We start from the raw sequence: 13,089 nt of genomic DNA, 5'->3' as shown, positions 1-13,089 counted from the left end.
ATTGCATTCCAAAGGTGGGAGCTGACTGGTCTACAGATGCAGCGCGTGGCCCAGCGCCCGCAACGCCGCTTCCTGCACAGCCTCGCCGAGGGTCGGGTGCGCATGGATGGTGCCGGCCACGTCTTCCAGGCGCGCGCCCATTTCCAGGCTCAGGCCGAAGGCCGTGGACAGCTCCGAGACGCCAACGCCCACTGCTTGCCAGCCGACGATCAGGTGATTGTCACGCCGCGCCACCACCCGCACGAAGCCTGTTTTCGACTCCAGCGTCATCGCCCGGCCATTGGCTGCGAACGGGAAACTCGACACGATGCAGTCCAGCCCCGCCGCCTTGGCATCGTCGGGGGTCTTGCCGACCACCACCACTTCCGGGTCGGTAAAGCACACCGCCGGGATCGCCGCCGGGTTGAACTCGCGATGCAGGCCGCTGATCAGTTCGGCGACCATCTCGCCCTGGGCCATGGCCCGGTGCGCCAGCATCGGTTCGCCGCTCAGGTCGCCGATGGCCCACACGTTGCGCATGCTGGTCTGGCAGCGGCTGTCGACTTGGATTGCCGTACCGTTCATGTCCAGGTTCAGCGCTTCCAGGTTCCAGCCCTGGGTGTTGGGTTTGCGACCCACCGCAACCAGCACCTGGTCGGTGGCCAATGACAAGGTGTCGCCATTGGGATCACGCACTTGCAGGTGGCCGTCGGCAAACCCGGTGACACTGTGCTTGAGGTACAGCTTCACTCCCAGTTGCTTGAGGGATTCGGCCACCGGTTGGGTCAATTCGGCATCGTAGGCGGGCAGGATGCGATCCTGCGCCTCGACCACGCTGACTTCCGCGCCAAGCTTGCGGTAGGCCGTGCCCAGTTCCAGGCCGATGTAGCCACCGCCCACCACAATCAGTCGCTTGGGCACTTGGGTGGGAGCCAACGCTTCGGTAGATGAAATGATCGGCCCGCCAATCGGCAGCATCGGCAGGTTGACGCTTTTCGAACCCGTGGCCAGCAGCAGGTGTTCGCACTGGATGCGTTGCTCGCCGACATCGACGGTCTTGCCGTCCACCACCTTGGCCCAGCCGTGGATCACTTGCACCTTGTGTTTCTTGAGCAACGCGGCGACGCCGGTGGTCAGGCGGTCGACGATGCCGTCCTTCCACTCCACGCTTTTGCGGATATCCAGGCTGGGTACATCCACTTCGATGCCCAACTGGGAACCCTGGCTGTGGTGCACGGTTTGCTGGAATTGCTCGGCCACATGGATCAAGGCCTTGGACGGGATGCAACCGATATTCAGGCAGGTGCCGCCCAGGGCCTGGCCTTCCACCAGGATGGTCGGAATGCCCAATTGCCCGGCGCGGATCGCCGCCACATAACCGCCGGGGCCGCCGCCGATAATCAGCAGGGTGGTATGGGTAATTTGTGTCATGCCCTTACTCCAGGAACAGGCTGGCGGGTTGTTCGAGCAGGCCGCGAATGGCCTGGATAAATTGCGCCGCGTCCATGCCATCGACCACGCGGTGATCGAAGGAACTGGAGAGGTTCATCATCTTGCGAATCACGATCTGGCCCTTGATCACCATTGGTCGTTCGACGATGCGGTTGACGCCGACAATCGCCACTTCCGGCAGATTCAGCACCGGCGTGCTGACAATACCGCCCAAGGCGCCGAGGCTGGTCAGGGTGATACTGGAACCAGACAATTCCTCACGGCTGGCCTTGCCATTGCGTGCGGCCGTGGCCAGGCGCGTGATTTCTTCGGCGGTGCCCCACAGGTTGCGCGCTTCGGCATGCCGCACCACCGGCACCATCAAACCCACGTCGCTCTGGGTGGCGACGCCCACGTGCACCGCGCCGAGGCGAGTGATGACCTGGGCTTCGTCGTCGTAGCGTGCGTTGATCTGCGGGAAGTCCCGCAGCGCCACAACCATGGCCCGCACAATAAACGGCAGCAGGGTCAGTTTGCCTCGAGTGGCACCGTGTTTTTCGTTGAGGTGCACGCGCAGTTCGTCCAGCGCAGTGACGTCGATTTCTTCCACATAGCTGAAATGCGCGGCGCGCCGGGTGGCGTCCTGCATGCGCTGGGCGATCTTGCGGCGCATGCCGATCACCGGGATTTGTTCTTCGTCGTGGCGTTCGGCGTAAGGGGTGGCTGCCGTCGAAGGCTTCGCCGAACCTTGTTGCAGATAGGCGTCAAGGTCTTCGTGCAGGATCCGCCCGGCCGGGCCGGTGCCCTGGACCAGCCGCAGTTGGATGCCGGCATCCAGCGCATGCTTGCGCACAGCGGGGGAGGCCAGCGGGCGTTCGTCGGCCTCGCGGGATACGGGGGGCGGTGCGGGCTTGCGTTCAACCGCAGGGGCCACCGGCGCTGGTTTGGCTTCAACTGCGGGGGCGGCCTTCACTGGTTCATCCGTCACAGGCACATCCTTGGCATTGCCCGCGCCTTCCACTTCGATGCTGATCAACACACTGCCCACGGCCATGACTTCGCCCGGCTCGCCGCCGAGAGCAATGACCTTGCCGTGCACCGGCGAGGGAATGTCCACCATCGCCTTGTCGGTCATCACGTCCGCCAGCACCTGGTCTTCGACGACCATATCGCCGACCTTCACATGCCAGACCGACAGTTCAACTTCCGCGATGCCTTCGCCAATGTCCGGCATCTTGATAACGTGCGTGCCCATTCAGACCTCCATGACCCGTTGCAGCGCCGCGCCCACACGGGACGGCCCTGGGAAATACGCCCACTCTTGCGCGTGCGGGTAGGGGGTGTCCCACCCGGTGACGCGTTCGATCGGCGCTTCCAGGTGGTGGAAGCAATGCTCCTGCACCAGCGCTACCAGCTCGGCGCCAAAGCCGCAGGTGCGCGTGGCTTCATGCACCACCACGCAACGGCCGGTTTTTTTCACCGATTTGACGATGGTTTCCAGGTCCAGCGGCCACAGGCTGCGCAGGTCGATGACTTCGGCATCGATGCCGGTTTCTTCGGCGGCGACTTGCGACACATACACGGTGGTGCCGTAGGTCAGCACGGTGACGGCCGAGCCCGGACGCACAATGGCGGCCACGTCCAGGGGCACGGTGTAGTAACCGTCCGGTACTTGGGCTTGCGGGTGTTTCGACCAGGGGGTGACAGGGCGGTCGTGATGGCCATCGAACGGGCCGTTGTACAGGCGCTTGGGTTCGAGAAAGATTACCGGGTCATCGTTTTCGATGGAGGCGATCAGTAGGCCCTTGGCGTCATACGGGTTGGACGGCATCACCGTGCGCAGGCCGCAGACCTGGGTGAACACCGCTTCGATACTTTGGCTGTGAGTCTGGCCGCCATAGATGCCGCCACCGCAGGGCATGCGCATGGTCAGCGGCGCGGTGAACTGGCCGGCCGAGCGATAACGCAGGCGCGCGGCTTCGGAGATGATCTGGTCAGTGGCCGGGTACACGTAGTCGGCGAACTGGATTTCCGCCACCGGGCGCAAACCATAGGCGCCCATGCCTACCGCCACGCCAACGATGCCGCTTTCGGAGATCGGCGCGTCGAACACCCGCGAGGTGCCGTACTTGCTCTGCAAGCCTTCGGTGCAACGGAACACGCCGCCGAAGTAGCCGACGTCCTGGCCGAACACCACGACGTTGTCGTCCCGTTCGAGCATCACATCCATGGCCGAGCGCAGGGCCTGGATCATGGTCATGGTGGTGGTGGTCATGGCGGTTTCCAGTTCGATGCTGTTGTTGTGATCGTTCATGTCAGATCCCCAACTCCTGACGCTGGCGCTTCAAGTGCTCCGGCATCTCTTTGTAGACGTCTTCGAACATGGTCGCGGCGCTTGGAATCTGGCCACCGGCCAGAGTGCCGTACTGCTCGGCTTGTTTTTGTGCGGCGATGACTTCGGCTTCCAGTTCGGCACTGACCGCCGCGTGTTCCTCTTCGGACCACTGGCCAATCTTGATCAGGTGCTGCTTGAGACGGGCAATCGGGTCGCCCAGCGGGAAGTGGCTCCAGTCGTCGGCGGGGCGGTACTTGGATGGATCGTCCGAAGTGGAGTGGGGGCCGGCGCGGTAGGTGACCCATTCGATCAGGGTCGGGCCGAGGTTGCGGCGCGCACGTTCGGCGGCCCAGGCGGAAGCGGCGTACACCGCGATGAAGTCGTTGCCGTCCACACGCAGGGAGGCAATGCCGCAACCGACGCCGCGTCCGGCGAAGGTAGTGGCTTCACCGCCGGCAATGGCCTGGAAGGTGGAGATGGCCCACTGGTTGTTGACCACGTTGAGGATCACCGGCGCGCGGTAGACGTGGGCGAAGGTGAGGGCGGTGTGGAAGTCCGATTCGGCGGTGGCGCCGTCGCCGATCCAGGCCGAGGCGATCTTGGTATCGCCCTTGATCGCCGAGGCCATGCCCCAGCCCACGCCCTGTACGAATTGGGTGGCGAGGTTGCCGGAAATAGTAAAGAACCCAGCGTCTTTGACCGAGTACATGATCGGCAACTGACGGCCTTTTAAGGGGTCGCGCTCGTTGGACAGCAACTGGCAGATCAGGTCCACCAGCGGCACTTCGCGGGCCATCAGGATGCTTTGCTGGCGATAGGTGGGGAAACACATGTCGTCGATGTTCAAGGCCAGGGCCTGGGCGCTGCCGATGGCTTCTTCGCCAAGGCTCTGCATGTAGAACGACATTTTTTTCTGACGCTGGGCGACCACCATGCGGTTGTCGAAGATCCGCGTCTTGAGCATGGCGCGCATGCCCTTGCGCAGAACCTCCACGGGAACCCCTTCGGCCCACGGCCCCAGGGCCTGACCCTGGTCATCGAGCACGCGGATCAGGCCCTTGGCCAGGTCGGCGGTGTCGGCGGGTTCTACATCGATGGCGGGTTTGCGCACCAGGCCGGCGTCGGTCAGGCGCAGGTAGGTGAAATCGGTCTTGCAGCCTGGGCGGCCCGAGGGTTCGGGAACGTGCAGGCGCAGTGGTTCGTACTGCTGGGTCATGGCTTTCTACGCTCTATCTTGTGAATTTCTTGTAGTGGGCGCGCTAGCTGACAGTCAGTCTCCGGGTAGGAGAAATCTTGTCCTACAACAATCATAGGCGGGGCGTAGAAGAATATTTATCTGTGTTTCGTTGCGCTCAGGACTATTTGCGGATAAAAAAACTGCATAAACATAATAAACAGGTGATTTTGTCTCATGCGCAAACTGGACCGTACCGATATCGGCATTCTCAACGCCCTTCAGGAGAATGCGCGCATCACCAACGCCGACCTGGCGCGCTCGGTCAACCTGTCGCCCACCCCGTGCTTCAACCGGGTCAAGGCCATGGAAGAACTGGGCCTGATCCGCGAGCAGGTCACCCTGTTGGACGCCGATCTGCTGGGTTTGCACGTCAATGTGTTCATTCACGTCAGCCTGGAAAAGCAGAACGAACTGGCCCTGCAACAGTTCGAGAGCGCCATTGCCGATCGCCCCGAGGTGATGGAGTGCTACCTGATGGCCGGCGACCCCGACTACCTGATCCGCGTACTGGTGCCGACGATCCAGGCGCTGGAACGCTTCATGATGGACTTTCTGACCAAAGTGCCGGGCGTGGCGAATATCCGCTCCAGCTTTGCGCTCAAGCAGGTGCGCTACAAGACCGCGTTGCCATTGCCCTCCAACGGCATCAGCCTGGGTTCCTGATGAACCCAAGCACACATGTGGGAGGGCGCTTGCCCTCTTCAGTGAAAGCACAATGTTTTTGTGGTGAGCGGGCTTGCCCCGCGCTGGGGCGCGCAGCGGCCCTAATCCAGCCGCCTCGGTGGGCCAGGTAAAACAACATCGCCTGGGATGGGGCTGCTGCGCAGCCCAGCGCGGGGCAAGCCCGCTCACCACACAGTGATGGGTCGGCTTTTAGTAGGCCCATGCCCTGGTAACGGCATCAGCCTGGGTCGCTGATGCACCCAGGCATATAGGTGGGAGGGGGCTTGCCCCCGATGGCGGTGAATCAGCTAGCGCCAAGCTGCCTGTAACACCGACATCTTGGGCATCTCGAGTCCCGCATTTCAGAGCTGGTTGAGCGGGATCTTCAAATACACCACGCCATTGTCTTCCGCCGGCGGCATATTCCCCGCGCGTACGTTCACCTGAATCGCCGGCAGCAGCAGCGTCGGCATTCCCAACCCGGCATCGCGTTGGGTGCGCATCGCCACGAACGCCGCTTCATCCACACCGTCATGCACATGAATATTGCTTGCGCGCTGTTCGGCCACCGTGGTCAGGCATTTCGCCTCGCGCCCCTGGGGCGGGTAGTCGTGGCACACGTACAACTGGGTTTCCAGGGGGAAGGCCAACAACTTGCGCATCGACGCGTACAACTGATGCGCATCGCCGCCGGGGAAGTCGCAGCGGGCGGTGCCCACATCCGGCATGAACAGTGTGTCGCCCACCAGGATCAGCTTGCCGTCGATCAGGTAGGCCATGTCCGCCGGGGTATGCCCGGGCACATGCAACGCCTGGGCTTTCAAACGTCCGATGTGGAAGATTTCGTCCGGCGCGAACAGATGATCGAACTGTGAACCGTCGGCGTGGAATTCCGGCTCCAGGTTAAACAGGTTTTTAAACACGTTTTGCACCTGGCTGATGCACTGGCCGATGGCGATCTTGCCGCCCAGCGTGCGGCGCAGGTACGGCGCGGCGGATAGGTGATCAGCGTGGGCATGGGTTTCCAGCAACCACTGCACCTGCAACCCGTGCTCGTGCACGAATGCGATCACCTTGTCAGCCTGGGCGGTGTCGGTGCGACCGGAGGCCGGATCGTAGTTGAGCACCGAATCGACGATGGCACAGGGGCCGCCGTCCGCTTCGTAGACCACGTAGGTGTAGGTCGACGACGCCTCGTCCAGAAAGGATTGAATCAACGCTGGCATGGCGGTAGCCCCTGATGCTGGAAAAAAGTGATTACAATCACTTTATGTTTACACATAATGTTTTCAGATTAAGTGACACACAGGACCCGAAGCAAATGGAATCTACCTTGAGTGAGGGCGAAGTCGCCCAACTGCGTGCTTCCGCGTCCAAGGCCTGTGCCTTGCTCAAGGCGTTGGCCAACGAAGACCGCCTGTTGATCCTGTGCCAGTTGACCCAGGGCGAACGCAATGTGGGCGAGCTGGAAACCATGACCGGCGTGCGCCAGCCGACGCTGTCGCAACAGCTTGGCATCCTGCGCGACGAAGGGCTGGTGGCCACCCGTCGCGAAGGCAAATACATTTTCTACGGACTGGCCAGCCACGAAGTGATCCAAGTGATGAAGACCCTGTCCGGCCTTTACTGCGGCGCGGTCATAAAAAGCTGGGCGTGACGCCATCCGGCAGCGACCCTTGTGTGCATTGACAAAAAAAGGCGATAGACCATGACCGACCAACACTGGGGCCAGACCATCAGTGGCGACATCGTTGTCATCGGCGGCGGTTCGGCAGGCATTGGCTTGCTGGCCAGCCTGCTCAAGCGCGACCCCGACCTGAACATCACCCTGATCGAACCCAGCGACTATCACTGCTACCAACCGGCCTGGACTCTGGTGGGCGGCGGCGCGTACGACCTGAAAAAGACCCGCCGCCCTTTGGCCGATGTGCTGCCCAATGGCGTGACCTGGGTGCAGGCCGCCGTGACCGAGGTGCTGCCGGACAGCCAGAGCCTGGTGCTCGACAACGGCCAGCGCGTGACCTGGAACAACCTCATTGTCTGCCCCGGCCTGCGCCTGGCCTGGGAGAAAATCGAAGGCTTGCAGGACACCCTCGGCCAGCACGGCGTGACTTCCAACTACAGCTACGAGCACGCCGCTTATACCTGGCAGCAAGTCAAGCAACTCAAGGCCGGCAAGGCACTGTTCACCCAGCCGGCCATGCCGATCAAATGCGCCGGCGCGCCCCAGAAGGCTATGTACCTGTCCTGCGACCACTGGCTCAAGCAGGGCCATTTGCAAAACATCGAGGTGGAATTCAACCTGGCCGGCGCGGCGCTGTTCGGCGTGGCGACCTTTGTGCCGCCGTTGATGAAATACGTGGAGAAATACAACGCGCGCCTGGCCTTCAATGCCAACCTGGTGAAGGTCGACGGCCCGGCGCGCAAAGCCTGGTTCGAGGTCAAGGATGCCGAGGGCAACGTCACGCTTGTGGAAAAAACCTTCGACCTGCTGCACGTAGTGCCGCCGCAACTGGCCCCGGAATTTATCCGCCACAGCCCGCTGGCCGACGCCGCCGGCTGGTGCGACGTGCACCCGCACAGCCTGCAGCATCAGCGCTATGCGCCCATCTTTGGCCTGGGCGATGTGTGCGGCACCAGCAACGCCAAGACCGCCGCGGCCGTGCGCAAGCAGATCGTGGTGGTCGCCGAAAACCTGCTGGCCCTGCGCAAGCAGGCGCCGCTGCCGCTCAAGTACGACGGTTATGGCTCCTGCCCGCTGACGGTGGAGAAGGGCAAAGTGGTGCTGGCTGAGTTCGGCTACGGCGGAAAATTGCTGCCGACCTTCGCCCTCGACCCGACCCAAGCGCGCCGCTCCATGTGGTGGCTCAAGGCGACCTTGCTGCCGTGGTTCTACTGGAACGGCATGCTCAAGGGCCGCGAGTGGCTGACCCGTCTGAGCAAGGTGGACTGAATGTTACTGGCCAGTGTGTTGGGGGTGTTGATGGGCCTGGTCATGGGCCTGACCGGCGCGGGCGGCGGCATCCTCGGCGTGCCCGCGTTGGTGCTGGGCCTGGGCTTGAGCATGACCCAGGCCGCGCCGGTGTCGTTGCTCGCGGTGGGCGCGGCGGCGGCGGTGGGGGCGATAGACGGTTTGCGCCATGGCCTGGTGCGCTATCGCGCCGCCTTGCTGATCGCCTTGCTCGGCGCGTTGTTTTCGCCGCTGGGGGTGTTCGTCGCTCACCAGATGCCCGAAGCGTTGCTCAAGGGCCTGTTCAGCGCGTTGATGGTGCTGGTGGCCTGGCGCATGCTGCAACGGGAAAAAAACCAGGCCGGGCCGAGCGACCATGGCGCCGCCTCCTGGGGCCAGAAAAACTGCATGCTCAACCAGCAGACCGGGCGCCTGGCCTGGACCGCCAAATGCACCGCCACCCTCGCTGCGCTTGGCGCCATCACCGGTGCCGTGTCGGGCTTGCTCGGCGTCGGCGGCGGCTTTCTGATCGTGCCAGCGTTCAAGCAACTCACCGACGTGCAGATGCGCGGCATCGTCGCCACGTCATTGATGGTGATCAGTCTGATCTCGCTGATCGGCGTGGTCGGCGCGTTCCATGCCGGCGTCCGTATAGACGCCGTGGGCTGGGTGTTTATCGCCGCGAGCATCGTCGGCATGCTGATCGGCCGGCGGCTATGCTCGGTGATTGCCGCACGCACCTTGCAGGTGGGGTTCGCCAGCCTGTGTGTCGCGGTTGCAGCGGGAATGCTTTTGAACGCTTTACGCTGAACTTGAAATGCAATTGCAATGTGGGAGGAGGGCTCTTGATTGGCATAGCTCTCTATACAAATGGGTAGCAACCCCCAGTCACCACGATGTGAAGCGAGCCGCTCTTGCTTTTGATCTCATGCGCCCCGTTAACCACGCTGGCCGGAATTCGGCATTGATTTGGAGGGTAAACCGGCAGGGATGCCGGTTTAGCCAAATCAATGTCGAATTACGGGCACACCGAGCCTAGGCGAGGTGCCGAGTGGTGGGGCAAAGCGTTTTTGGTTACTTTTGGCGCTCTTCCAAAAGTGACCCGCCGTAAGGGCGGAACCCATAGCCGCCGTGACCGCGGCAATGGATATGTACTCGGTTTGATCCAACCTCCTGGTCGACTGTCAGGCCGCGATCGAGGGCAAGCCCCCTGCCACATTTGAATCCTCTGTGCGTTTGCGCACTTTCATCCCATCGCATCCCCCACCCAGTACCCAAGTAGCATAGGGCCGCCGCCTCTGCCTTCGTACACTCAAGCCTCTGAGGGGAGAGTCGACGATGCACAACCACGAAGGCGTAGTGAGCGCCATGTCCCAGGCAATCGATGCCGGGCAGGCCGCCGAAGAGTTGGCGCGACAGCTGCTGCATCCGTACCTGGGTTTCGTGCTGTTTTTCTGCTCGGCCTCCTACGATTTGCAGGCCCTGGGCAATGCCTTGCAGCACTGCTTCGGCAGCGTGCGCGTGGTCGGCTGCACCAGCGCCGGCGAGATCACGCCCCAGGGCTACGGGCGCAATTGCGTGACCGCGATGGGCTTTAACCATGCGCACTTTTCCATTGCCACTGAACTGATCGACCAGGTCGAGCACTTCAGCCTGATCGATGCCCAGCACATGGTCGAACGCCTGGTGGGCGGTTGCCGCAGCAACACCCTGGCGCCGATCAAAGGCAACACCTTTGCCCTGACCTTGCTCGATGGCCTGTCCAGCCGCGAAGAAATGGTGCTCGCTGCCCTCAGCGCGGCCCTGGGGGATATCCCGCACTTCGGCGGCTCGGCCGGTGACGACAACTTCCTGACCCACACCCATGTGTATTTCAACGGTGCGTTTCACAGCGGCGCGGCGGTGGTGGTGTTGGTCAACACCTGGCTGGATTTTGAAGTGTTCACCACTCACCACATCCTGCCGCGTGCGGAAAAACTGGTGGTGACCGCGGCCGACAGCCCGTCCCGCCGGGTATTCGAACTCAATGCCGAACCTGCCGCTGAAGAATACGCGCGGCATATCGGCGTGGCGGTGGCCGACCTCGATCACCGCATCTTCGCTGCCCACCCGCTGGCGGTGCGCATCCACGACCAGTATTACGTGCGCGCGATCCAGCAAGTGCATGACGATCTCAGCCTGAGTTTCTACTGCGCGGTGGAAAACGGCATCGTGCTCACCGTGATGGAACCCGGGCCGATCCTGCCAAACCTGCAAAACCTGTTCGACGGCCTGCACACGCGCCTCGGCGACCTATTGCTGACCATCGGCTGCGACTGTTTCCTGCGGCGACTGGAGCTGGAAGACGCCGACACCCTGGAACAGATCGGCGGTTTCCTGCAGGACCAACGCGTGCTGGGCTTCAACACCTACGGAGAACAGTTCAATGGCATGCACATCAACCAGACCTTTACCGGGGTCGCCATTGCCCGAGGACGCGCGCCTGGGCCGCACTGAACTGCTGGCCGAACTGGCGCGCCTGCGGGTGGACAACCACAAGCTGGCGCGGATCAACGCGGCGCTGATCGAACGCATCGAGTCCGGTGTGTCCCAGGGCAATGACCCGTACACCACGTTCCAGCACTCGGTGGTGTTGGCCGAGCAAGTTCGTGAGCGCACCGACGCCTTGAACCAGGCAATGGCCGAACTGCGCGCCAGCAACCACTTGTTGATCAATGCCCGCCTGCGCGCCGAAACCCTGCGCCGTGAGCAGGCCGCCGCGCAAAAGGCCCAGGAAAGCGAACGCTGGATTCGCCTGATCACCGACCACGTCCCCGCGCTGATCGGCTACCTGAATGCCGACCTGGTGTATGAGTTCACCAATAAAGTCTACGAACAATGGTACTGCTGGCCTCCGGGCATGATGCTCGGCCAGAGCTTGCGCGAGGTCCATAGCGAGCAGCACTGCCAGCGCCTCGATGCGTATGTCGCGCGCGCCCTGGCGGGGGAGAGCGTGACCTTTGAATTCGCCGAAACCAATATCAACAACCAGGAGCGCTACATGCTGCGCTCCTACGTGCCCAACCGCCTGGCCACGGGTGAAGTGGTGGGGATTTTCGTGCTGATCCGCGACATCACCGAGCGTCGACGCACCGCCGAGGCCCTGCATCAGGCCTATCAGAACCTGGAGCAGCGTGTCGCCCAGCGCACCTCGGAACTCACCGCGCTCAACGACCAGTTGCTCAAGGAAATCGATGAGCGCCGCCGCATGGAAACCCGTCTGCGCGAAGCCAAGCGCGAAGCCGAACAGGCCAACCTGTCGAAGACCAAGTTCCTTGCCGCCGTCAGCCACGACCTGCTGCAACCGCTGAACGCCGCGCGTCTGTTCACCGGCGCCTTGCTGGAGCGTCGCGAGCCCCAGGCCAATGAAACCCTGGTGCGCAATGTGAGCAACTCCCTTGAAGACGTAGAAAACCTGCTGGGCACCCTGGTGGATATTTCCAAGCTGGACGCCGGCGTGATCAAGGCCGATATCGCGCCGTTCGCCCTGAGCGAGCTGCTGGACAACCTGGCGGCCGAATACACCGAACTGGCCCGCAGCGAAGGGCTGGAATTGCATTTCATCGGGTGTTCGGCGTTGGTGCACAGCGATATCCAGCTGCTGGCGCGGATTCTGCGCAACCTGTTGAGCAATGCGATTCGCTACACCTATAGCGGCCGCGTGGTGTTGGGCTGTCGTCGCCAGCATCAGCGCTTGTCGGTCCAGGTGTGGGACAGTGGCATGGGCATCGCCGAGGAGCGCCTGGAGGAGATTTTCCAGGAGTTCAAACGCGGCGATGTGCAGCGTCGCGATCAGGATCGCGGGCTGGGGTTGGGCCTGGCCATTGTGGAAAAGATCGCCGGCATCCTGGGCCATCGCATCAGCGTCAAATCCGTACCCGGCAAGGGCTCGATGTTTGCCGTGGAGGTGCCCTTGAGCGCCACCGCGCCCAAGACCTTGCCCGCACCGAGCATGAGCGAACCGATGCTGGAGCGTTTACAGGGCGCCCGGGTATGGGTGCTGGATAACGACGCGGCGATCTGCGCCGGCATGCGCACCCTGCTCGAAGGCTGGGGCTGCCAGGTGGTCACCGCCTTATCGGAACAGGACCTGGCCGGCCAGGTGGACAACTACCACGCCGAGGCCGACCTGCTGATCGCTGACTACCACCTGGACAATGACCAGAACGGCGTCGACGCCGTGGCCCGCATCAACGCCCGCCGCGGTCGTCCGATACCGGCGCTGATGATCACCGCCAACTACAGCAACGAACTCAAGCAACAGATCCGCGAACAGGGGCACACCTTGATGCACAAACCGGTACGGCCGATGAAGCTGAAAACTGCCATGAGCCATCTACTGGGCAAGGGGAGGAGGGGGCAAGCCCCCGATGGCGGATTGTCAGCCAGCTCATGTATTGACTGAACCACCGCTATCGGGGGCAAGCCCCCTCCCACCTCTCGCCCCGCGTTTGT

At 62.6% G+C, this 13,089-nt stretch carries 11 protein-coding genes; 6 read left to right on the top strand and 5 right to left on the bottom strand.

The features are described 5' to 3' along the window. Positions 1-30 precede the first annotated feature (30 nt). The 4 genes from lpdA to FIV35_RS16690 are packed head-to-tail and all read right to left on the bottom strand — an operon-like array spanning position 31 to position 4,961. Entirely contained in the window at positions 31-1,410 is a 1,380-nt protein-coding gene (gene lpdA, locus FIV35_RS16705) for a dihydrolipoyl dehydrogenase (protein WP_034137809.1), read from the bottom strand. Positions 1,411-1,414: 4 nt separating this feature from the next. After that, the gene (locus tag FIV35_RS16700; RefSeq protein ID WP_034137808.1) at positions 1,415-2,665 is read right to left on the bottom strand and encodes a dihydrolipoamide acetyltransferase family protein; all 1,251 of its coding nucleotides are present in this window, start codon (positions 2,663-2,665) and stop codon (positions 1,415-1,417) included. Then, a complete protein-coding gene (locus FIV35_RS16695; RefSeq protein WP_034098947.1) occupies positions 2,666-3,724 on the bottom strand; it encodes an alpha-ketoacid dehydrogenase subunit beta in 1,059 nt (352 codons plus the stop codon). A 1-nt stretch (position 3,725) separates the two neighbouring features. Further along, complete coding sequence (locus tag FIV35_RS16690; RefSeq protein WP_034110996.1) at positions 3,726-4,961, bottom strand: 3-methyl-2-oxobutanoate dehydrogenase (2-methylpropanoyl-transferring) subunit alpha; 1,236 nt, start codon at positions 4,959-4,961, stop codon at positions 3,726-3,728. A gap of 195 nt (positions 4,962-5,156) precedes the next feature. Here FIV35_RS16690 and bkdR point away from each other — a divergent pair, with 195 nt between their 5' ends. Then, a complete protein-coding gene (gene bkdR / locus FIV35_RS16685) occupies positions 5,157-5,645 on the top strand; it encodes a Bkd operon transcriptional regulator BkdR (protein WP_034137807.1) in 489 nt (162 codons plus the stop codon). A 362-nt stretch (positions 5,646-6,007) separates the two neighbouring features. Here bkdR and FIV35_RS16680 read toward each other — a convergent pair whose 3' ends face one another. After that, positions 6,008-6,871, bottom strand: coding sequence for an MBL fold metallo-hydrolase (locus tag FIV35_RS16680; protein WP_034098943.1), 864 nt, complete (start codon positions 6,869-6,871; stop codon positions 6,008-6,010). A 95-nt stretch (positions 6,872-6,966) separates the two neighbouring features. On the opposite strand from FIV35_RS16680, the gene FIV35_RS16675 reads away from it, so the two are divergent. From FIV35_RS16675 to FIV35_RS16655, 5 genes are all read left to right on the top strand, one after another. Continuing rightward, complete coding sequence (locus tag FIV35_RS16675; protein ID WP_017527038.1) at positions 6,967-7,302, top strand: ArsR/SmtB family transcription factor; 336 nt, start codon at positions 6,967-6,969, stop codon at positions 7,300-7,302. Between the two features lie 51 nt (positions 7,303-7,353). Beyond that, positions 7,354-8,598, top strand: a complete 1,245-nt coding sequence (locus FIV35_RS16670) for an NAD(P)/FAD-dependent oxidoreductase (protein WP_034137806.1) — start codon at positions 7,354-7,356, stop codon at positions 8,596-8,598. After that, the gene (locus tag FIV35_RS16665) at positions 8,599-9,405 is read left to right on the top strand and encodes a sulfite exporter TauE/SafE family protein (protein ID WP_034098940.1); all 807 of its coding nucleotides are present in this window, start codon (positions 8,599-8,601) and stop codon (positions 9,403-9,405) included. A gap of 528 nt (positions 9,406-9,933) precedes the next feature. Next, on the top strand, positions 9,934-11,091 hold the full coding sequence (gene nosP, locus FIV35_RS16660) for a nitric oxide-sensing protein NosP (protein WP_034138671.1): 1,158 nt from the start codon (positions 9,934-9,936) through the stop codon (positions 11,089-11,091). Continuing rightward, positions 11,021-13,039: a PAS domain-containing hybrid sensor histidine kinase/response regulator gene (locus FIV35_RS16655; protein ID WP_083377853.1), complete on the top strand. Its 2,019-nt coding sequence runs from the start codon at positions 11,021-11,023 to the stop codon at positions 13,037-13,039. The genes nosP and FIV35_RS16655 overlap by 71 nt, the downstream gene beginning before the upstream one ends. Positions 13,040-13,089: the final 50 nt, after the last annotated feature.

The sequence above is a fragment of the Pseudomonas rhodesiae genome, assembly GCF_007858255.1.
GTDB lineage: Bacteria > Pseudomonadota > Gammaproteobacteria > Pseudomonadales > Pseudomonadaceae > Aquipseudomonas > Aquipseudomonas rhodesiae.
This window is presented reverse-complemented; position numbering and strand designations above follow the sequence as displayed.

Excerpts from the sequence above, each read along its gene's own strand:
- lpdA (WP_034137809.1), bottom strand. The coding sequence starts at position 1,410 with ATGACACAAATTACCCATACCACCCTGCTGATTATCGGCGGCGGCCCC.
- FIV35_RS16700 (WP_034137808.1), bottom strand. The coding sequence starts at position 2,665 with ATGGGCACGCACGTTATCAAGATGCCGGACATTGGCGAAGGCATCGCG.
- FIV35_RS16695 (WP_034098947.1), bottom strand. The coding sequence starts at position 3,724 with ATGAACGATCACAACAACAGCATCGAACTGGAAACCGCCATGACCACC.
- FIV35_RS16690 (WP_034110996.1), bottom strand. The coding sequence starts at position 4,961 with ATGACCCAGCAGTACGAACCACTGCGCCTGCACGTTCCCGAACCCTCG.
- bkdR (WP_034137807.1), top strand. The coding sequence starts at position 5,157 with ATGCGCAAACTGGACCGTACCGATATCGGCATTCTCAACGCCCTTCAG.
- FIV35_RS16680 (WP_034098943.1), bottom strand. The coding sequence starts at position 6,871 with ATGCCAGCGTTGATTCAATCCTTTCTGGACGAGGCGTCGTCGACCTAC.
- FIV35_RS16675 (WP_017527038.1), top strand. The coding sequence starts at position 6,967 with ATGGAATCTACCTTGAGTGAGGGCGAAGTCGCCCAACTGCGTGCTTCC.
- FIV35_RS16670 (WP_034137806.1), top strand. The coding sequence starts at position 7,354 with ATGACCGACCAACACTGGGGCCAGACCATCAGTGGCGACATCGTTGTC.
- FIV35_RS16665 (WP_034098940.1), top strand. The coding sequence starts at position 8,599 with ATGTTACTGGCCAGTGTGTTGGGGGTGTTGATGGGCCTGGTCATGGGC.
- nosP (WP_034138671.1), top strand. The coding sequence starts at position 9,934 with ATGCACAACCACGAAGGCGTAGTGAGCGCCATGTCCCAGGCAATCGAT.
- FIV35_RS16655 (WP_083377853.1), top strand. The coding sequence starts at position 11,021 with ATGGCATGCACATCAACCAGACCTTTACCGGGGTCGCCATTGCCCGAG.